Raw genomic sequence first — 20,008 nt, 5'->3', positions numbered from 1 at the left:
AGATAGCTGTCCGGGGGCGGCGCCGCATACGTTCGGCAGCATGGCTGACAAGTGCTCCGGGGATCCACGGCTAGCCGCGCTCTACGACCCGCTCGACCCTGATCGCAGTGATCTCGATGCCTACGTCCGGATGGCGGAGGAGTTCGGGGCACGTCGAGTGCTGGACATCGGCTGCGGGACTGGAGTGTTCGCCCTCCTCCTGGCCGATCGCGGGATCGAGGTGGTCGGCATCGATCCCGACCAGGCGTCCCTCGATGTCGCCCGGGCCAAACCGGGCAGTACGCGAGTGCGCTGGATCTGCGGTGATGCCACAGCCCTTGGTGATGCCACAGCAGTCGGTGATGCCACAGCCCTCCCGCCGCTGCAGGTCGACCTTGCGACGATGACGGCGAACGTGGCCCAGGAAATCGCCGATCCGTCGTTGTGGCGGCAGACGCTGCGGGGGGCCTATGAAGCACTGCGGCCCGGCGGACACCTGGTGTTCGAGACTCGGGATCCGGCGAGACGCGCCTGGGAGGAATGGCACCGCGAAAGCTCATACCGCGTGGCGCAGATTCCCGGCATCGGCGTCGTCGAGAGCTGGGTCCAGCTGCTCGAGGTGAGCCGGCCGCTGGTGACATTCCGCGGGACCTGTGTGTTCGCTGCGGACGGGCAGGTGTTGACCGCGGATTCGACGTTGCGCTTCCGTGAGCGGCAGGAGGCCGAGAGGGACCTGTTCGCGCACGGCTTTACGGTGGAAGACGTGCGCGATGCCCCCGACCGGCCGGGCCGGGAGTTCGTCTTCGTCGCGCGACGTCCATGACCTGGAGCGGAGGAGGAGCAAGGGCGCACGGACTCCTGGACCCACTCACGGCTTCCGCGTGTGGGGATCCGCCAGGAGATCCGAGGAGACCGCCGCCCCACCTCTTCAGCTGAGCCGCAGTCGCATCCGCACGTAATCGGCTCCCCCGGGTCCGGGCCGTCGCTCCCCGTCCACACGCCAGCCGTGCCGGACGTAAAACCTCCGGGCCCGGGCATTGCCCTCCCAGGCCTCCACAACCCCGCCGCCGAATCCGCCCGCCACAAGCCGTCCGGTGAACGCACGGTGCAGCGCACGCCCCGCCCCGCGTCCCCAAGCATCCGGGTGAACGTGGATCTGGAACAACTGCCGATGGACCGATGCATCGACGTCCGCGTCCTTCGGTGGCCCCATCGCGAGGGCGCCCACCACCCTGCCCTCAGGGTCCTCCGTGCACAGTGCGGTCATGTGGCGCGACGCAATGGCCCTGGCCCATCCGTTCCGTCGTTCTTCCCGTGCCACCGGGTCGGCCGGTTCCGCTGCGGCCATCCCACCGGCGGCGTAGTAGGCGCTGCGGGCCCGGGTGTGGATGTCCGCCATCGCTTCCACATCCTCGGCCGATGCCTCTCGCACTCGCATGCTGTCGTTCATGAGCCGTCGCCCCCCCGCTCAGCCGGTGTGAGCGGGGGCCGCCTGAGGGAGGCCGCCGGCCGGCCAGAGGGGGTCGGGGAAGACGGCGGCCTCGGAGTCGGTATCGGTGTCGGGCATGAGGGTGGTGAGCATCTGCTGGGCGGTCCTGGCGTTGTCGAGGGCGCGGGGCAGCATGACGCTTTCGTAGGCGTCGAGGGCCTGGTCGATGGTGGGGTGGCCGATGACGGCGTGGGCGAGGTCGGCGCCGTCGAGCAGGGCGAGGTTGGCGCCGATGCCTGCGGGCGGCATCAGGTGGGCGGCGTCGCCGAGCAGGGTGATGCCCGGGACGCGCTGCCACCTGTGAGGAACGGGAAGGACGAACATGGGCCGGTTGAGGAAGCCGCCCTCGTTGTCGCGCAGGATGTCCAGCAGGCTCTCGTCCCAGCCCCGGTACAGGGCGAGGAGGCGGGCGCGTACGGCTTCGGTGTCGTCGAGGTCGAGGCCGGCGTGCCAGTCCTGGGGGCCGCGGAAGGTGACGTAGGCGCGGACGTGTCCGTTGCTGTTGCGCTGCAGCACCAGGCTGCGGCAGCCCGCCTTGGCCGACATGGTGCCGCCGCCGACCAGGTGGGCGATACCGGGGTGACGGTGGTCGACGTCGTCGAAATGGGCTTCCACCATCGTGACACCGGCGTAGGAGGGGTGGGCATCGGAGAGCGCGGGGCGCACCCGGGACCAGGCGCCGTCGGCGCCGATGACCAGGTCGAAGTCCTCGACGGCACGGTCGTGGTGGTGCAGGCGAGCGTTGCCGTCGGGTAGCGGGCCGGCGGCCTGTACGGAGTGGTTCCAGCGGACCGTACCGGGGGCGAGGGAGTCCAGGAGGAGGGTGCGCAGCCGGCCGCGGTCGATCTCGGGCCTGCTCAGATCGTCCTCGCCGGCCTGATCGTGGCGTATCAGGGTCGCGTGACGGTCGTACAGGCGCCATTCCTGGCCGTCGGGCCGGGACAGGGCGAGGAACTGGTCGAACAGTCCGGCTGCCCGCAGGGCGACCTGGCCGGTGTCTTGGTGGATGTCGAGGGTGCCGCCCTGCGAGCGGGAGTCGGGGCCGGCCTCACGCTCGAAGACCGTCACCGGCAGGCCGTGCTGCTGCAGGATGCGCGCGCAGACGAGGCCGCCGGGGCCGGCACCGACGATCGCGATGCGAGGGGTGGTGGGCATGAGGGTCACGCTCCGTTCCAAGGATCAAGAGCGGCCCGGGTTCCGGCAGCTGGGTGCCGACCGGGGTACACCGGGCTCACGCACCAACAGAAACACAACCGATCCAAAAGTACAACCGCTCCGACTTTTCACCTGATCGCCTTTCCGATCGAATCCCCTCAAGGGATAAGGTGGGGGCATGGCCGAGACGACGACAGGGCGCCGCGAGCGCAAGAAGGCCCAGACCAGGCAGGCCCTGACGGATGCCGCAGTGCGGCTGTTCACCGAGCGCGGCTTCGACCAGGTCGGTGTGCGCGAAGTGGCGGAGGCGGCCGATGTCTCGCTGAGTACGCTCTTCAAGCACTTCCCCGGTAAGGAAGCCCTCGTCTTCGACCTGGATACGGACATGGAGAGCGCCCTGGTCGCCGCCGTGCGCGACCGAGCGCCCGGTCAGCCCGTGCTGCACGCCCTGCGCGACCACATGGTGCGCACCCGAACCGTCGTGCGGAACGACGACCCCACGTTCGTCCTCGTCGAATCCACCCCCGCGCTGCGGGATTACGCCCGGCGTATGTGGTCGCGCCACGAGACGGCACTGGCTGCCGCCCTCGCCGAGGCCACCGGGCTCGCCCCGCACGCTCCCGCCGTCACCGGCCTGGCACGCTTCGCCCTGGAAGCCCCCGGCATCGCCCGCGCAAGCGAAGACCCGGCCCGGACCATGCGCGACCTGTTCGCCCTGCTGGAACACGGCTGGGCGACCACTCCCCTGGCGCGGCAGGAGGACCGTCCCGGCCAGGGCGGGTGACCGCGGGGCCGGTCGTGACCGCAGTCGCGTCGTGACCACAGTCGCGTCGTGACCGCGGGTCCGGTCCGGAGTCGGCCTGTGTGCGTTCTGGTGCGCACCCCGGACCACTCATCGCATCGCGTCGTCCCTCTCGCGGCCCTGGTCGTCTTTTACGAGGCCCTGCTGGGGGTGGCGGTGATACGGCGGACGGACGGTTCGTGGTGTCGCGTGGAGCACTGCGACAGCGACAGCGACAGCGACTTCAGGATCGACGACAAGAAAAGGAATCGGATATCAGTTGAATCGTCCATGATGGGTTCATGACCCCGGGGCCGCGGCAAGCGACGCGCCCTTCATGGTCAGGTGGGATTCGAGGCGGAGGACGCAGAGCAGGCCGCCGCATCCGTCCGCCCGGGCTCGGCCGAGCGCTGTGCCGCGATGACGGCGAGGGCCTCCTCAGGGCTCGTATGGACCGGAGTGGTCACACTGATCCCGGTCAGGTCGAGCAGGCGCAGCACCACATCGGACACCGCCGCCAGGTGCAGGCTCCCGTCAAGACGCTTGGCCTCATTGGACGCGCGAATGAGGATGTTCAACCCCGAGGAGTCCATGAACGGCACGGCTCGCAGGTCCAACACGAGATACCGCCTGCCGTGCACGATCTGGTTGGCCAGCTGGTGGTGAAGGGATGTGCCGGTCTCGCCGTCGAGATCCCCCGACACGGTCACCACCGCCACCTCCGGCTCGGTGACCTTCACCTCGACGCTCAGCTCGTAGGACTCGGACACGGCCTCCACCTTTCCGTTGATCGGCTTCCGCTGATGGGTTTCCGGTGATCAGTTCCCTGATCGGTGCAGCTCGCGTACCCCGTCATCCTTGGTTCAGACAGAGCCAGATCAGCAGTCCGCAGATGCCGTCCACCATCGGCCACAGGGCACGGCAGAAGGCCGCTCCCGCGGTCGGAGACGGCGGGTCGGCGGCCGACGGGTTTCGCACCTGTGCCGGCCTGGGCGGAGACACGCAGGCCAACTCGGGGCAGGCCACCCGGCACCCCGGCACCCCGGCACCCCGGTCAGGCTCCCTCAGCCGGTGAAAGACGCCCGGCCAGAGCCCGGCCGGTATCGGCCCGCCCGTCGGAATCGCACCGCCGCGAGATCTACGGATGCAGAACGACCTTCGTGTAGCCCTCGATGCGCTTGTCGAACTTGTCGTATGCGGAGGGAGCCTGGTCAAGGGGCAGTTCATGCGAGACGACGAAGCTCGGCGTCGCGCGGCCCTCGATGATCATGTCGCGTAGCTGCCGGTTGTAGCGCTTCACGTTGCACTGCCCCGTACCCATCCGCAGGCCCTTCTCGAAGAGCTTGCCGATCGACACCAGGAGCATGCCCCGTTTGGCCTGCTCGTCAGGGCCTCCCGGATCGGCCGGAACGTACAGGCCCGGCACACCGAGAGCGCCGGTGGCCCGCACCGTGCCGACGAGCGAGTTCAGCACCGTGGCCGGTTCCTCGCGGGCCATGCCGTGCGCCATCGCCTGATACCCGACGGCGTCCACACCCTTGTCCGTTCCGGCACCGCTCGTCTGGTCCTTGATCTGCTGCACCGGGTCGCCCTCGGCGAAGTTGATCGGGACCGCGCCGATCTCCCGGGCCTTCTCCAGTCGCTCGGGTACCCGGTCGACGACGAAAACCTTGCTGGCTCCGCGCAGGAGCGCCGAGTAAGCAGCCATGAGCCCCACCGGCCCGCCGCAGTACACCGCGACACTCTCGCCCGGGCGCACCTGGGCGAGTTCACAGCCGTGGTATCCGGTGGGGAAGATGTCAGCGAGCAGCATGAAGTCGGTCTCGTGCTCGTTCCCCGGCGGCAGTTTCAGGCAGTTGAAGTCGGCGTAGGGAACGCGAAGATATTCCGCCTGGCCGCCTGCCCAGGGCCCCATGGAGACATAGCCGTAAGCACCGCCCGCAAATCCCGGATTGACGGTCTGACAGAAAGCGGTATATCCCTCGACGCAATTGGTACAGAACCCGCAGGCGACATTGAAGGGCATGACCACACGGTCGCCCTCCTTGAGCGAGGTGACGCCCTCGCCGATTTCTTCGATGATCCCCATGTTCTCGTGGCCGAAGACTATGCCCGGCTCGGCCGCCGTGCGGCCTTCGTACATATGCAGGTCAGAGCCACAGATCGCGGTGGAGGTGATCTTCACGATCACCTCGTTGGGGTGCTGGATGCCGGGCTTCTCGACATCCTCGACCTCCACGGAGTACGGCCCTTTGTAGACGACGGCTTTCATTTGCTGCCACCTCCCGCTCGGCGGATAGCATGCAGAATTGCCCCGTCATTCCCCCGTCTTTGACGTGACCCATCCCTCATGATTCTCCGGTCTACTCGATGCGGCAAGCCGGTAACGTGAGAAGAGATATCCGCTCTGGCTCTCCGGGGCTCCGGGTATCCCATGTCGCACCGAGAAACGAAAGAGAGGTCGACACGTGGCAGCACAGCGACTCGGGACCTTGCTGGTACCCGTGCTCGGCCTGTCCGGCACCTCGTACCCGCCCGGGACGACGGTTACCGTCCGCGGTCGGGGTGCGACTGTCGATGCGTTCGTGAACGGCGACTGGCTCCCGCTGTCGTGGTGGGAGTTCTCCGACGGCCTCCGCGAGGACATCGCCGACCGTTGACCCGCCTGCGTACAGCTTCGCTGTGTACGCCGCTGAACTGCATGGATCCGGGTGTGTTGCCCCGACGCTCCGACTCATGACCGGAATCGCCTCCACTCCCCATTCGTTCCAGGCATTTATTCCGGGCAAAACGGGGCAAACTGCAGGCATGGGCTCTCAATATTCCGATCCGGATCCACGCCACAGCCCCGGCGTCGCGCCAGGGGTCGGGGTACCTCCAGGGGAAACCCCGCAGGGCGAGGGAAGCACAGGGGCGGAGACCGGCCCCCGCGACAAGCAGACCCGCGGCTGGGCCACAGGCCCCGTCATCATCCTCGCGATCGTCGTCGTGCTCTGCGCAGCGTTCTTCATCGCATACGCCGTGACCGTGGCACTCTGACCGCCTGCCCGCCGGCGGGCCCGGGCGCCGACTGTTCAAGCGCTGACAAATCAAGCGCCTACGGCTCGAGTCTCGAGTGCTGACAGCCATCCGCCGGCGCGCCGGGCACGCAGGCACGATCTTGGGGTCCGCTCACTGGCGATGCCAGACGAGCGTGTAGCGCCAGAACAGCCTGCGGCGCAGCCGGGCGCCGGGCAGAGCGTCATGGGCCTCACGGACAATGTCGGAAAAGCTCATCTCAGCCGGTCGGGTCAGGGCGGTCATCGAGACGGGGCGGGGTGCCCTGCGGCCCTTGTTCTTGAGCCAGCCCGTGGCCGCATTCAGCGGGCTTGCGAGGGTGCCGAGCACATAGTCCCCGGCAGTCTGCGCCCGGGAGAGGCCGACGATCACCAGGGTTCCGCCGGGGGCCAGGCATCGGCGGAAGACGGTGAGAGCTTCGGTGAAGGGCAGATGGTGGATGGTGGCGACGCAGGTGATGACGTCGTAGGGACCGGCAGGGATCCCGGTCAGCGCGTCCGCGACCGTGAAGGTCGCTGAGGTTGCCGGAGAAGTCAGCCGCTGCGCCCGGGAGATGATCACTGGGTCGGAGTCGATCCCCTTGACCTGGTTGGCGCGTGTGGCCAGGAGCCGCGCCACGTCGCCGCTGCCGGCGCCGATGTCCAGGGCACTGTCGAAGCGTTCGGGAAGCTGTCGCAGGATCCACCGGTGGTAGTGGGCGTTGTGGTCCCAGGGGTGGGCGGCATTGAACCGGTCGAGGGCTCGGAGGACTCGGTGCGACAGTGGTGTCATCGCGTCAGTCCACCAAGTCCCCGGTTCCTGCGTCTCTCGTTTGAGGAAGACTCAGCCGAGTCGGCGCGGGCAGGGTCGGGTGGAGCCAGGACTTGACCCTAGGACGGGTCGTAGACGTAGGGCAGGGCGTTGCTGTTCCCGGCCGGGGTGTGCAGCACGACGTTGACCGTGCCGGGCGCTCCGCCCGGGGAGGTCGCGACGACCTGGGTGTCGGAGATCGCCGAGAACGAAGCCGGGACTCCGCCGAAGGACACCGCGTCGGTGTAGGTGAGGTTGCTGCCGCCCAGCACGATCGCGTCGCCTCCGAGGTCAGCGCCATGGGAGGGGATGAGGCTGGTCAGGACGGGCGCCCCGAGATAGGTGTAATACGGATTCCCGGTGGCCGCTGTGCTGGTCCCGCCCGGTGTGGTGACGGTGACGACGACCGTGCCGGACCCTGCCGGAGCGGTCACGGTCAGTTGGTTGTCGGAGACCACAGTGATGGCGGTGGCCGGATTCCCCCCGAAGTTCACGGCGTTGGTGAGCGTCAGGTTGGTGCCGAAGACGGTGACGGTGTTGCCTCCGATGGCCGGGCCGAGGTGCGGGGCCAGATCGCTGAGGGTGGGTGCTGCGAGATAGAAGTACGGCAGGGGATTACTGGTGCCGCCGGCCGTGGTGACCGTGACATTGACCGAGGACGGCGGCCCCGCGGGCGCGATGACGGTGATCTGGCCGGCGGTATTGGTCAGGACGGTCGCCGCGTTGCTCCCGAACTTCACCGAACTCGCGCCGGAGAGATTGGTGCCGTTGATCGTCACGACATTGCCACCCGTCGTCGGCCCCGAAGTCGGACTCAGACTACTGAGCACCGGAACGGGAACAGCAACATAGGAGTAAGCAAGAGCATTGCTCGTACCACCCGCCGTCGTCACCGTGACATTGACCGTACCGGTACCCGCCGGGGCACTGACGGTAATCTGGGTAGCGGTATTGGTGAGAATGGTGGCGGGGCTGCCCCCGAAGACCACCGAACTCGCACCCGACAGACCGGTGCCATTGACCGTCACCACATTCCCACCCGCCGTCGGCCCCGAAGCCGGACTCAGACTACTGAGCACCGGAACGGGAACAGCAACATAAGAGTAAGCAAGAGCATTGCTCGTACCACCCGCCGTCGTCACCGTGACATTGACCGTACCGGTACCCGCAGGCGCAATCACCGTGACCTGAGTAGCAGTATTGGTCACAACGACCCCCGAATTACCCCCGAACTTCACCGAATTCGCACCCGACAGACCGGTGCCATTGATCGTCACGACATTGCCACCCGGCGTGGGACCCGAAGTGGGAGTGAGTGTGATGAGTACGGGAGCCGGGGTGTAGGTGAAAAATACGTTCTGGGTGCTGATCCCTGTCGGCGCCGTGACCGTGACCTGGACCGTACCGGTCCCTGCGGGCGTCTTGGCCGTGATCTGCGTATCGCTGACAATGACGAAGGTGGTTCCGTTGGGGCCGAACCTGACCATGGTGGCACCGGTGAAGCCGGAGCCGGTGATGGTGACATTGGTACCCCCCGCCGGAGCACCTTGGGTGGGGCTGACACTGGTCACTACGGGGGCCATGATGCTTGTCTCCTTCTTGTACCGCCTGGGCAGTCGCGCCCTGGCCGGCAGTCGTCGGCCAAGGCGCGGGGGCGTCGCCGCCCGCCCGCGCCATACGCTGCGGACGGGCGGCGACTTGGTGGTGGTGCCGTTGGTCTCCCGGTCGTCCCGACGATCAGGTGACGGTGAAGGCCTGGGCGTTGGAGTTGCCGCCGCAGGTGTGGACGGTGATGGTCCCGGCGCCGGTGGCGAGTCCACCGGGCACCGTGGCGACGAGTTGGGTGTCGCTCACGGGGGTGAAGACCGCGGTGGCGGTGGCGGCGGCGCTGTCGGTAAAGGTGACGGTGTCGACGCCGACGAAACCGGTTCCGTTGACGGTGATCTGGTCCCCCGTCGTACCCGAGGTGGGGACCAACGAGGTGATGGCCGGCGCGAGGTAGTAGTCGATCAGGGTGGTGCCCGCGGCGCTGGTTCCGCCGGCGGTGGTGATGTTCACCGACTGGGTCGACACCGTACCGACCTGCCCCGGGTTGGCCGGCGCGGTGAAGGTGACCTGGCTCGACTGGGTGGGCGTGACCGCCACGTTGCCGACGGTGCCCACCCCGACCTGCGTTCCGGACAGGAAGTTGGTGCCGAACAGCGTCACCGCACCACCCGTGGCGGCCGGTACACAGGTGACGCTCAGCCCTGTGGTGGTCGGCGCGGCGATGACGAAGAACGGCAGCGCGTTGCTGGTGGCGCCGGCGCTGCTGGTGACGCTGACGGAGACCTGGCCGGAGCACGGCGCCGTGCTGGGCACCACGAAGGTGACCTGAGTGGCGGTGACGCCTGTCGGGGTGACCGTCGCCGAGCCGAAGTTGACCCTCGTGGTGGTGGACAGGGCGGTTCCATTGATCTGGACAGTATCGCCCGGTTTGCCCTGATTTGTGGTGGTTGTCGTGTCCACCAACGACGTGATGGTTGCCATGATCATTCTCCTTCGGATGTGCCGCTCTGCCGGGGTGCGCAGGAGCCGGCGGTTCGCTGTCGCGGCCCGCAACCTCATGGGATGTCCCCCGTGGGGCGGGAAGGGGATGGTGGGACCGTTGCCTCAGGGCGCCTGGGCGGGTCGTCCTCTGTGAAGCGACACGGCGCCGCAACATGGGGCACCGTCAATCTCGCTTGAATAAATTAAAGCCAAGGGGTGAAGGAGGCGACAGGTGGAATTGGGGTATCGAGGGGTCTGTAGGAAAATAGGTTAAGAGTTCACTGTTCGGCTCCGGCCGCCGTTGCGCGCCCCTGCGAGTGCGGTGCAGTCTGGCGCCAACAAGCCTGCAAGCGGCGGGCAGTTGGCTTCAATCGACCACCGGTCGGCGGTATGCGCGCGAGTCAGAAGGTGCTTTTGGCCCAGCCCGCCTCGCATTGCCCGGCGGGGACAAGCGACCGCCGCGGACGACGCGAAAATCGGCGCTCGCCGCGACGACCGAGTACTGGTGGTGCGCTACGCGCGAAGGCGTCAGAAAAGCGCCGGTCCGCCCCGGCACTGCACACCGCCCGCTCAGACGAGGATGCCGCAAGAGGCCTCGGACGGCGGCTCCGGGCGAGGCGGCGGGTCGTGACGGTGATGGCGGTCCGGGTCCGGCCGGGCCGGCCGCGCAGGGCAGGGCAGGGCAGGAAGAGGCCGGAGCCGGCGAACCCACCCCATGGTCCGCGGGAGCGCGCCGTGGAAGCCGGCGCGGCGGTCGAGACCGGCCGCCCCATCACCCGCCTCTTCACCCCGCCCATCACCGACATCGTGGCAGAGGTCACGTAATGAACGTGCTACACGAACTGAGCACGCCGCACGCGACGCCACGGACCGGACCGGACCGGCCCCGTCGTACCACCCCGCCTCGTCGCTGCCGTCGGCCTCGTCACGTTCAGCAGGGCAGCCAGGGCGGGCACCTTCCCGGACCCAGGGTGCCCCCGGCCTCGATGACGGCAGCACCGCCCCTCTTGCCATCGGTCGCCGCATTCGACATCCGACATCCGGCGGCCGGATCCGGCGATCAGGTGTAGACGAAGGCCCCGGGTGCGGTGGCGGTGCCGCCCGTCGTCGTCACCACGACATTCGCCGGACCCGGGGCGTCAGCGGGAGGAGTGACGACGGCGACCCGGGCAGGGGAGACGATCCCGAAGGCGGCCGCGGCCCCGCCGAGCGTCACCGACTGGGTGAACGCGAGCTCGGCGCCCTCGATCAGGACCGGGTCGCCGCCCGCTGTGGAGCCGGTGGCGGGAGTCACGGAGGTGATGTGGGGCGGGCCCACGTAGGTGTAGGTGGCCTTCCCGTACGAGTTGCTCCGCGTGACCACGGAGACCGGCACGGGGCCTGCCGTCTGTGCGGGCGGCACCGTCACGGTGACCTGGTCGTCCAGGATGGAGGACGGGGTGACGGCCACGTTGCCGAAGTGCACCGAGGTGGTGGTGATCAGGCCCCGACCGGACACGGTCAGCGTGCCGCCCCCGCCCAACGGGCCCGACGCCGGGCTGATCTGGGTCAGCAGCGAGTCGGGGAGGTAGGAGAACCGGCCGACGGTCCGGGTGGTGCGCTGCCCGAGGGTGACGTTGATGCTGACGTCGCGGACGAGGAGGGGCGAAACGGCCCGGATCGCACGGTTGTTGACGATGGTGAACGAGGCGGGACGGCCTCCGAAGCAGACCGCGGCGGTGTTGCCCAGCCCATCCCCGATGATGGTCACCGGCGCCCCCCGACATGGGCCCCACGTTGGGATACCCACCGGACGGCGCGGTCAGCACACTCACCGTCTCATTGCCGTTGTTGACCACGTAGACCTCGACGTCGTCCGGCGTGATCACCAGCCAGGACGGCGCGTGGAAGCCCGGGACCTTGTCGATGACCTCGTTTCTGATGAGATCGATGACGGCGACGCTGTCATCGCCGTCGCAGGTGACGTACGCCAGCACCCCGTTGTGGCTGACCGCCACGCCGAACGGGATGGGCAGTCCGGTGAGAGTGCCCACCACGGTATGTGTGACGGTGTCGACGACGCCCAGCCTGTTGCCGCCGTACTCGGACACGTAGGCGCGCTGTCCGTCGGGCGAAACCGCCACTCCCCTCGGGAGGAGGAAGCCGGTGATGGTCTCGATGACGGTTCCGGTGGCGGTGTCGATGACCTCGACCGCGTTCGCGCCCTCTTCGGTGACGTAGACCTGCGCCCCGTCGGGGGTGACCGCCACACCGCGCGGCCCGCTGCTCACCGGCACCGAGGCGATGAGGGTGTCGGCGGCCGTGCTGATCACATCCACCCGGCTCCCGCCCAGGCTGGCCACATAGAGCCGGGAGCCGTCGGGTGCCACCGTGAGGCCGAGGGGCTTGTTCAGCCCCTCGATGGTGGTGGTGGCGGTGTTGGTGGCGGTGTTGGTGGCGGTGTCGATGACGGCCACACTGTCGGTCCCGAAGCAGGCCGCGTAGGCGCACAGTCCGTCCGGGGTGATCGCGATCTCCCACGGTCCGCTGGTCACACTGATCGTGGTGATGACGTGATGGGTGCGGGTGTCGATGACGCTGATGCTGCTGGCCCCGAAGTTGGTCACATAGACGCGTCTGCCGTCCGGGGTGCTAGCCGCCCAGACGGGGGCGTGCCCCACCAGGATCTCGTCCACCGTCAGCGGTTCATTTGTGTCCATGAAAGCCACCCGATCCGGAACGCCGCCGGCATGAACGGGGGACGGAAGTGCCCCCGCCGGTGTGCCTTGGGTGGGGGCGGCGCTGGTCCCTGCCGGAGCATGATGCTCTCCTTCTCCTGTCGTGAACCGGCCGTGGCCAGTTGACGGGTCCCGTCGGTCAGAGCCCGGACGGACTGCCGTTCACTCCGCGGGGAGGCGGGGAGTCGGGGAGGCACAAAGGCAGTCCGCCGGTTCCTCGCGACGTCGGTGCCGGGGTATGCCCGCCACTCAGCAGGCAGGGGAAACGGGAGGCAGGGCACCGCAATTGTTTGGGGTGTTGCCGACCACGCCACTGCCGATCAGGACCACCCCGCCGGCGTTGGTGAAGATGCCCCCGCCGTTGACGCCGGCGGTGTTGGCGATGACGCTGCTGCCGGTGAGCATCAGCGTTCCGTCGGTGTAGATGCCGCCGCCGTACGACGCCTTGCTGTCACGGACCGTGCTGCCGGTGAGGGCTACCGAGCCGCCGAGATTGGCGATACCCCCTCCCACGCCGAGGCCGGCGTCGCCACCGCTGACAGTCACGGCCGCCATGGTCAACTGGCCGTTGGCACCGGGTAGTTGTGACGGACCGTCGACCTCGAAAATCCGGAAGGCCGGCGCGCCCCGTGCCCGGGTGATCTGGGTAGCCAGGCCCGCCATGGAGATCGGGGTGGTGATGTTCGGCAACCCCGGCGATTGCCCGGCTCCCCCCGAACTGTGGGCGCTGGTCAGGGTGTACGTACACAGGGGGGCGAGGATCAAGCTCCCGCCCCCGGCAGCGTTGGCCGTGTTGACCGCATCGACCAGCGCGGATTCACCGCAGGCCACCACGATCGACGACGCTGCGTGGGCGTCGGGAGCGGAGGCGGAGGCCAGCGGGACGACAGCTGCCGCCACCAGCGTTCGCAGAACATGAATGGCTCGCAAGAGGCCTCCTAGGACGTGGTTGAGCCGGCCCCACCGGCCGACACCCCGGAGTGCGCCGGCCGGTAGAACCCTCCGTCAGGGACGCCATGCCTATGGAAGCCGAGTCAACACGCCCATGAGCCGACCGCCGCATCTCCCAGCGGAGGGATGGACGGCCCACCTGGTAGGTAGAGCCAGTAACCCACCCGAGTGAGTACCGCACAAGCGGTGCTGACGGTTGTTCACCCGTTCAGCCGGGCGCGTGTCACGTAACCGGTAGCTCTGCGTCGCCCTTCTCGAACCCAGTGTTTTCGAGGTCGAGGCCATGGCGGTCGTACCGGAGGAGAACGGTGCGGGGTGGGGTGACCGGCGCCGTCCGTCCGGCCGTGAGGCATCCCGCCGCCGGGCAGCGGCAGCGGGCACGGGCAGCGGCCGGTGAGCACCGGAAGTAGGTGGCAAAAGACCGCGAAATGCACTACAAAGCAGCCCCATTGGTGAAATTGTTGTTTCTTCTGTGTTGAACATCTGTCAAAAAGCGTCAACTCCTGGCACGCTCCCCTCGATTCACTCCTTCTGCTCCACCGGGCATCCCCCTCGGCTGCCCGGCCGCTTCTTGGGCCGCGACCCCGTGGCCCGCACAAGGGAGACCGAGTTGAGACGGATCTCGTCCACCCCCCGCAAGAACACCCTGCGCGCCGCCGCCCTGGTCGCCTCCGCCGCCATGGTCGCCGTCGGCGTCCAGGCCGGCTCGGCCAGCGCGCAGCCGGACCGTGCGAACGGCGCGTCGGCGGTCCAGCTCTCCACCGCACAGCGGGCATCGGCGCTCAAGGATGCTCAGAGCAATGCCTCCGCCGTCGCCGCGAAGATCGGTCTCGGCGCGCGGGAGAAGCTTGTCGTGCGTGACGTCGTCAAGGACGCGGACGGCACGGTGCACACCCGGTACGAGCGCACCTACGCCGGGCTGCCGGTCCTCGGCGGCGACCTGGTGGTACACGAGGCGAAGAACGGCACTCACAGCGTCACCAAGGCGACCAACTCTGCGATATCGGTGGCCAGTACCTCCGCGGCGCTCGCCCCCTCCGCCGCGCAGAAGAGCGCACTCGGCGCTGCCGCCGCGCAGAAGGACACCAAGACCAACGCCTCGTCCGCACCGCGCAAGGTGATCTGGGCCGCCACCGGCAAGCCCGTTCTCGCCTACGAAACGGTCGTCAAGGGCGTTCAGAAGGACGGCACGCCCAGCGAACTGCACGTCGTCACCGACGCGAACACCGGGAAGAAGCTGTTCCGGAACGAGGCCATCGAGACCGGCACCGGCACCAGCACCTACAGCGGCAAGGTCACGCTCACCACCACCAAGAGCGGATCGACGTACCAGCTCACCGATGGTGCCCGCGGCGGCCACAAGACGTACGACCTCAAGCAGAACACCTCGGGCACCGGCACGCTCTTCACCGACGCGAACGACGTATGGGGCGGCGGCCGCCAGACCGCCGGCGTCGACGCGCACTACGGGGCAGCCGTCACCTGGGACTTCTACAAGAACACCTTCGGCCGCAACGGTATCCGCGGTGACGGCAAGGGTGCCTACTCCCGCGTCCACTACGGCAGCAACTACGTCAACGCGTTCTGGGACGACGACTGCTTCTGCATGACCTACGGTGACGGCGACGGGAACGCGCACCCGCTCACCTCGCTCGATGTGGCCGCCCACGAGATGAGCCACGGCGTCACCGCCGCCACCGCTGGACTGAACTACAGCGGTGAGTCGGGCGGTCTCAACGAGGCGACGTCCGACATCTTCGGCACGTCGGCCGAGTTCTACGCCAAGAACGCCTCGGACCCGGGCGACTACCTCATCGGCGAGAAGATCGACATCAACGGGGACGGCACCCCGCTGCGCTACATGGACAAGCCCAGCAAGGACGGCGCCTCGGCCGACTACTGGTCCAGTGGCGTCGGCAACAAGGACGTGCACTACTCGTCCGGTGTCGCCAACCACTTCTTCTACCTGCTGTCCGAGGGCAGCGGCGCCAAGACCATCAACGGCGTCAAGTACAACAGTCCCACCTCTGACGGCTCCAAGGTCACCGGAATCGGCCGGGCCAAGGCCGAGAAGATCTGGTACAAGGCCCTCACCACGTACATGACCTCCACCACCAATTACAAGGCGGCACGTGCCGCAACCCTGAAGGCGGCAGGCGCTCTGTACGGCACGACAAGCGCCGAGTACAAGGCCGTTGGCGCCGCATGGACGGGCGTCAATGTGAAGTAGGCACCCCTCGGGTAGTGCGTCCCGGCGTCGGCCTCGGTGCCGGTGCCGGGACGCACGCCGTACGCCGCTCGCCGGGTACCCCGGGCGGCTCCCCCGCCGTCCGCCCCGTTGCCTACTATGGGGGCGTGACGCCCCGCCGCCTGTACGAATCGACACCGCCCGCCCGGCGGTGTCGCGCGCTTTTCGTGCTGGCGCTGCTGGCGGGCCTGCTGGGCATGCATGCCCTCAGCCCTGTCATCACCTCGGCTCCTTCCCCGCACGAGCACCGCCACGGGCACCGCATGGCCGTGGCAGCCGGTGCCCACGCGCACTGTGGCGGCGAGGGAGGCTGCGACAGCGGCGGCCACGTTCATCACGCCGACACGACCTGTGCGTCCGGGGCTCTCGACGGGCCACCCACGCCTCCTTCCCTGGTTCCGTCTCCCCTCCGCCCCGCAGAGCCCGAGGACGCGACGGGCGCCGGCGAATCGAAGGGCCAGGACGGCGGGCGCGCACCCCCCTCTCTGGCCGAACTCCAACTCCTGCGGATCTAGAACGCCCTGACGGCGCTCACGCCCCACGCCGGGGCTGCGTCGCCGTCCGGCATGTTCCGACACCGCACTTCTTGTAGGAGTTCTCCCATGAAGCCCACCCGTTCCCTCATGCGCCGCATCACACTCGTTGCGGCAACTGCCACCTCCGCACTGGTACTGGCCGCATGCGGCAGCAACAACAGCGGCGGCGACGGCCGCTCCGGCCACGGCTCCGCCGCGAAGCCTGCCTCCTCACCGAGCGCCCAGGCTCCGGCCGGTACGCACAATGCCGCGGATGTGGCCTTCGCGAAGGGCATGATCCCGCACCACCGGCAGGCCGTGGAGATGGCCGACCTGGCCGTCACCCGGGCCGCATCGCATCAGGTCAAGGAACTTGCCGAGAAGATCAAGAAGGCACAGGACCCGGAGATCAAGACCATGTCCGGGTGGCTGACCGCCTGGGACGAGCAAGTGCCCGAGGAGATGCCCGGCATGGACCACTCCACCCATTCGGAGATGCCGGGCATGAAGGGTATAAAGGAGATGGACGCGCTCACGAAGAAGTCCGGCAAGGCCTTCGACACCTCCTTCCTGGAGATGATGATCGGGCACCACCAGGGCGCTGTGCGGATGGCCGGCACCGAGAAGGACAAGGGCGCATACGGCCGGGCGAAGACGCTGGCCGCAGGCATCATCAAGGCCCAGAACGCGGAGATCACACAGATGAACAAGCTGCTCGGAAAGAGCTGACAGCCGGCAGGGCTGCTGCACCGCACCTGCCCTGCCTTCCCACCGCAGCCGGCAGCCGGCAGCGTGTCGGCTGTTGGCTGTCGGCTGTCGGCTGTCGGCTGTCGGCTGTCGGCTGACAACGGTTCAGGGCAGCAGACCCACGCCGCGCCGTCGGATGGGTGCGGTCACATGCCGTCGAAGCGCCGGCCAACGCGCCGGCACCACCCTCTCACCGGAACCGCCTATATCCCCCGCCCGGAGTGGGGCCCGGCCGCCGGACAGGTCGCCCCGCCCGCTGCGGTCGATCTCGTCGCCGACGACGTGATCGACCTGGCGCATACGCTGGGAGCGCCGGGGCGCACCAGGCCATAGGGGTCGGGCCCCGCACAGCGCAGCCGGGCTGCAACTGCGGGACTTTCAGCGGGCAGCGGAGGCAGTCGGCACGGCCCGGTCCCCGGCGCTGGTCCCGCCCCCGTTTCCGGCCCCGGCCCCGTCCCGGCGGTAGTAGTCGAATTGGGTCACGCCGTTGTACCCGTAGCTCTCGGGATGGAGTTCGTGCAGCGCGACGCCGGCCCGGGGAAGCGGGCCAAGGACGTCCGACAACAGTTCACCGGCCCTGGCGATGAAGGCAGCCTTGTCCGCCGCACTGTTCGTGCCCATGGTGATGCCGGCCTCCACGTGCGCGTCGCGGGTGCCGGTCAGGGGCCTGCCGTCGACGAAGTAGCTGCCGGCCGGGACCAGATTGATGTGGACGATGGTGCGCGCGCTGGACTTGTGCAGAACCGAGTCCGCGAGCCGGGTCAGGCCCTCGGCAAGGGCGCACTGGACGTCGGCTGGAAGGTCGGGGTCGGGGACGGTGACCCGGAAGTACGGCATGGCTCTCCTCGGCATGTGCTCGGTGCGCGTCCGCCGGAATCGGCGGCACGGATCAAGCGTCACCGGCCTGGCACCATGAATCCAACGCATACCTGTCATAGACCCATGAGGCCGCCGCATGTCCGTGAACATTCCCCAGCTGAGGGCCTTCCTCGCAGTTGTCGATACGGGCGGTTTCAGTGCGGCCGCGGCGGAACTGGGCATCAGCCAGTCAGCGGTGTCGCACGCCGTCGCCTCCCTGGAACGTGAGCTGGCCGCCCCGCTGTTGGTCCGTGCCACCCCGGCCCGGACCACGGCACTCGGGGAGCGGATCCTGCCGCACGCCCGCGTCGCCCTGTCGGCGGCCCGGTCCGTGGAGCGGATCGCGGCCGAGGCCACCGACACCATGAAGGGCACCGTGCGGCTGGCCGCCACACCCACGGTCTGCCAGGGGCTGATACCCGGCCTGCTGCGGCACTGGCGTGCCGACCAGCCGCGGATCACAGTGCGGGTCTTCGAGGGTGACAGTGCCGAAGTTTCGGGCTGGCTGGAGGACGGCACGACCGATGCCGCCGTCCTGATCGACCCTCCGCCGGCTGCCACTGGGAGCTGCCCCCAGCCCGGCCCCGGCATCCAGCTCGCCGTGGACGGTTACCGGGCCCTGCTGCCCCGGGACCACCCCTTGGCGGACGAACCGCTCGTCCACCTCCACGACCTGGAGGACGACCCGTTCCTGATCTCACCCAACAGCTGCGAAGCCCGCATCCGTACGATCCACAGCCTGGCCGGACTGCGCTTCTCCCCCACCCACCGGGTACGGGACCTGGCGACGCTGATCAGCATGGTGCAGGCCGGTATCGGCGTGACCGTCCTGTCCGAGGTCTCCCGCTCGCTGATCCCCCCTGATCTGGTTCTGCTGCCGCTGGAGCCCCAGACCTCACGCCGCCTCGTACTGACCGGGCCGCATGCCCGCCCCTGGCACCCGGCGATCCGTGCGTTGGCGGAGTCGGCCGTCGGCCATCTGGCCCGCAGTGCTTGCCGGTCCCCCCTGGTGGAGGAAGAGGCGGCGCCACCGTCGTCCGCAGCGTTCCCTTCGGCCTCGTCGTTCGGGTCGTCCGCATCGGCCTCGTCGTTCGGGACGGCCTCCTCGTTCGCGTCGACTCCGTCGTCCCCGCCGTCGCCGGCACAGGGGTCGCCGGGCCGGCTCAAGGAAGGGCAGGAGCAAGGCGTTTGACCTCCCGGAGGGTGGGGGCGGTTTCGATGCTCTGGATGCCTGGCAGGGGGCCGATGTGCCGGTCGATGTAGTCGTACAGGTCGGCCGGGGTGCGGAAGACGCCGCTGGCGACGAGGTTGGAGGTGCCGGTGACGGCGGCGGCGAAGGCGATGGCGGGGTGAGTGGCAAGGGTCTCGCCGACGGTGCGCAGGTGGGCGGGGGTCACCTGGAGCCAGAGCTGGGTGGTCATGTGATAGCCGAGAAGCTGGGGGTCGAAGTCCACGGAGAAGCCGAGCGCGCCCTCGGTACGCAGCCGCTCCAAGTGGCGCTGGACGCTGGAGGCCGAGCGGCCACTGGCTTGGGCGAGTTCGGGCAGGGTGGCACGGCCGTCGCGGGCGAGTTCGTTGAACAGGGTGCGGTCGGTGGCGTCCAGGGCCAGTGGGGCGTCGGGGGCGCCGGAATCCACCGCGGGGGCGGGACCTGGGGTGGGGAAGCGGGTGGCGTGCCAGGTGCTGGTGGCACCGATGAAGATCCGCATCATGCAGTGGGCGCTGACGGACAGGACGTGTGGGGTGCGGGGGAGCTTCTGCAGGAGCAGGGCGTTGCGTTCGTCGGCGGTGCGGGTGTTGACGGCGCAGTAGAGCTCGGTGCCGCCGGAGGCAAGGGTGACCCAACTCGTGTCCGGCCGGCGGGCCAGCGCATCGGCGATGGTGCCGGCCGCGTCGGGTGTGCAGTGCAGGCGCAGTAACCAGCGGACCAGGCCCAGGCGGGCGGGTACGGGCTGGCCGACGATGCGCAGGCCCAGGGTGCGCAGGTGTTGGTAGCGGCGGGCGAGGGTGCGTTCGGAGACGTCGAGCCGGCGGGCGAGGTGACTGAAGGGGGCCCGGCCGTCGAGCTGCAGTGCCTCCAGCAGACGGGTGTCGAGTGCCTTCAGAGGGCTGGAATCCACCGCCGTACCTCGCTTCCGTGCCGGAATCTTGCACAGGCAAGGCTACGGCTAGGGGCGGTCCCGGTGGTGCCCG

20 protein-coding genes and 2 pseudogenes are annotated in these 20,008 nt (G+C 68.7%); 9 read left to right on the top strand and 13 right to left on the bottom strand.

Annotated features, from left to right (window positions below):
* Positions 1-40: 40 nt before the first annotated feature.
* Positions 41-802: a class I SAM-dependent methyltransferase gene (locus tag OHS81_RS37065; RefSeq protein WP_328390734.1), complete on the top strand. Its 762-nt coding sequence runs from the start codon at positions 41-43 to the stop codon at positions 800-802.
* Positions 803-907: 105 nt separating this feature from the next.
* Here the strand turns inward: OHS81_RS37065 and OHS81_RS37060 are convergent, their stop codons facing one another.
* The gene (locus OHS81_RS37060) at positions 908-1,417 is read right to left on the bottom strand and encodes a GNAT family N-acetyltransferase (RefSeq protein ID WP_328390732.1); all 510 of its coding nucleotides are present in this window, start codon (positions 1,415-1,417) and stop codon (positions 908-910) included.
* 30 nt (positions 1,418-1,447) lie between these two features.
* The gene (locus OHS81_RS37055) at positions 1,448-2,623 is read right to left on the bottom strand and encodes an FAD-dependent oxidoreductase (RefSeq protein WP_328390730.1); all 1,176 of its coding nucleotides are present in this window, start codon (positions 2,621-2,623) and stop codon (positions 1,448-1,450) included.
* Between the two features lie 178 nt (positions 2,624-2,801).
* On the opposite strand from OHS81_RS37055, the gene OHS81_RS37050 reads away from it, so the two are divergent.
* Entirely contained in the window at positions 2,802-3,407 is a 606-nt protein-coding gene (locus OHS81_RS37050; RefSeq protein WP_328390728.1) for a TetR/AcrR family transcriptional regulator, read from the top strand.
* A gap of 338 nt (positions 3,408-3,745) precedes the next feature.
* Here the strand turns inward: OHS81_RS37050 and OHS81_RS37045 are convergent, their stop codons facing one another.
* Both OHS81_RS37045 and OHS81_RS37040 read right to left on the bottom strand, forming a co-directional pair.
* On the bottom strand, positions 3,746-4,174 hold the full coding sequence (locus OHS81_RS37045; protein WP_328390726.1) for an STAS domain-containing protein: 429 nt from the start codon (positions 4,172-4,174) through the stop codon (positions 3,746-3,748).
* A 368-nt stretch (positions 4,175-4,542) separates the two neighbouring features.
* A complete protein-coding gene (locus OHS81_RS37040) occupies positions 4,543-5,676 on the bottom strand; it encodes a glutathione-independent formaldehyde dehydrogenase (protein WP_328390724.1) in 1,134 nt (377 codons plus the stop codon).
* A 196-nt stretch (positions 5,677-5,872) separates the two neighbouring features.
* Between OHS81_RS37040 and OHS81_RS37035 the strand changes: the two genes are divergently transcribed.
* Together OHS81_RS37035 and OHS81_RS37030 are read left to right on the top strand one after the other, a co-directional pair.
* The gene (locus tag OHS81_RS37035; protein WP_088795864.1) at positions 5,873-6,064 is read left to right on the top strand and encodes a hypothetical protein; all 192 of its coding nucleotides are present in this window, start codon (positions 5,873-5,875) and stop codon (positions 6,062-6,064) included.
* Positions 6,065-6,140: 76 nt separating this feature from the next.
* Complete coding sequence (locus tag OHS81_RS37030) at positions 6,141-6,443, top strand: DUF6480 family protein (protein ID WP_328390722.1); 303 nt, start codon at positions 6,141-6,143, stop codon at positions 6,441-6,443.
* Between the two features lie 132 nt (positions 6,444-6,575).
* On the opposite strand, the gene OHS81_RS37025 is transcribed toward OHS81_RS37030, so the two are convergent.
* From OHS81_RS37025 to OHS81_RS37005, 7 genes and pseudogenes are all read right to left on the bottom strand, one after another.
* Positions 6,576-7,232, bottom strand: coding sequence for a class I SAM-dependent methyltransferase (locus tag OHS81_RS37025; RefSeq protein ID WP_328390720.1), 657 nt, complete (start codon positions 7,230-7,232; stop codon positions 6,576-6,578).
* Positions 7,233-7,330: 98 nt separating this feature from the next.
* Positions 7,331-8,833, bottom strand: coding sequence for an IPT/TIG domain-containing protein (locus OHS81_RS37020; protein WP_328390718.1), 1,503 nt, complete (start codon positions 8,831-8,833; stop codon positions 7,331-7,333).
* A 154-nt stretch (positions 8,834-8,987) separates the two neighbouring features.
* Positions 8,988-9,779, bottom strand: a complete 792-nt coding sequence (locus tag OHS81_RS37015) for an IPT/TIG domain-containing protein (protein ID WP_328390716.1) — start codon at positions 9,777-9,779, stop codon at positions 8,988-8,990.
* 1,060 nt (positions 9,780-10,839) lie between these two features.
* Entirely contained in the window at positions 10,840-11,568 is a 729-nt protein-coding gene (locus tag OHS81_RS37010) for an IPT/TIG domain-containing protein (RefSeq protein ID WP_328390714.1), read from the bottom strand.
* A 151-nt stretch (positions 11,569-11,719) separates the two neighbouring features.
* Positions 11,720-12,172, bottom strand: a pseudogene (locus OHS81_RS37575) (YncE family protein); the annotation flags it as partial.
* A 120-nt stretch (positions 12,173-12,292) separates the two neighbouring features.
* Positions 12,293-12,478 (bottom strand): annotated as a pseudogene (locus tag OHS81_RS37570) (YncE family protein); the annotation flags it as partial.
* 267 nt (positions 12,479-12,745) lie between these two features.
* Entirely contained in the window at positions 12,746-13,426 is a 681-nt protein-coding gene (locus OHS81_RS37005) for a hypothetical protein (protein WP_328390712.1), read from the bottom strand.
* 700 nt (positions 13,427-14,126) lie between these two features.
* Here OHS81_RS37005 and OHS81_RS37000 point away from each other — a divergent pair.
* From OHS81_RS37000 to OHS81_RS36985, 4 genes are all read left to right on the top strand, one after another.
* Positions 14,127-15,677 carry a M4 family metallopeptidase gene (locus tag OHS81_RS37000; protein WP_443058885.1) on the top strand — a complete coding sequence of 517 codons (1,551 nt, stop codon included), beginning with the start codon at positions 14,127-14,129 and terminating at the stop codon, positions 15,675-15,677.
* A gap of 125 nt (positions 15,678-15,802) precedes the next feature.
* Positions 15,803-16,210, top strand: a complete 408-nt coding sequence (locus tag OHS81_RS36995; protein WP_328390709.1) for a DUF6153 family protein — start codon at positions 15,803-15,805, stop codon at positions 16,208-16,210.
* A gap of 87 nt (positions 16,211-16,297) precedes the next feature.
* Positions 16,298-16,939, top strand: coding sequence for a DUF305 domain-containing protein (locus OHS81_RS36990; RefSeq protein ID WP_328390707.1), 642 nt, complete (start codon positions 16,298-16,300; stop codon positions 16,937-16,939).
* Between the two features lie 168 nt (positions 16,940-17,107).
* The gene (locus OHS81_RS36985; protein WP_328390705.1) at positions 17,108-17,290 is read left to right on the top strand and encodes a hypothetical protein; all 183 of its coding nucleotides are present in this window, start codon (positions 17,108-17,110) and stop codon (positions 17,288-17,290) included.
* Between the two features lie 45 nt (positions 17,291-17,335).
* Here OHS81_RS36985 and OHS81_RS36980 read toward each other — a convergent pair whose 3' ends face one another.
* Positions 17,336-17,794: a tautomerase family protein gene (locus OHS81_RS36980; protein ID WP_328390703.1), complete on the bottom strand. Its 459-nt coding sequence runs from the start codon at positions 17,792-17,794 to the stop codon at positions 17,336-17,338.
* 118 nt (positions 17,795-17,912) lie between these two features.
* Between OHS81_RS36980 and OHS81_RS36975 the strand changes: the two genes are divergently transcribed.
* Positions 17,913-19,007: a LysR family transcriptional regulator gene (locus OHS81_RS36975; RefSeq protein WP_328390701.1), complete on the top strand. Its 1,095-nt coding sequence runs from the start codon at positions 17,913-17,915 to the stop codon at positions 19,005-19,007.
* On the opposite strand, the gene OHS81_RS36970 is transcribed toward OHS81_RS36975, so the two are convergent.
* Positions 18,979-19,935, bottom strand: coding sequence for an Lrp/AsnC family transcriptional regulator (locus tag OHS81_RS36970; protein ID WP_328390699.1), 957 nt, complete (start codon positions 19,933-19,935; stop codon positions 18,979-18,981). The two genes, OHS81_RS36975 and OHS81_RS36970, sit on opposite strands and share 29 nt — an antisense overlap.
* Positions 19,936-20,008: the final 73 nt, after the last annotated feature.

It is taken from the genome of Streptomyces sp. NBC_00400 (assembly GCF_036048035.1).
Classification (GTDB): domain Bacteria; phylum Actinomycetota; class Actinomycetes; order Streptomycetales; family Streptomycetaceae; genus Streptomyces.
Note: the sequence above shows the minus strand (reverse complement) of the source record. Positions and strands in the feature narration are given on the sequence as shown.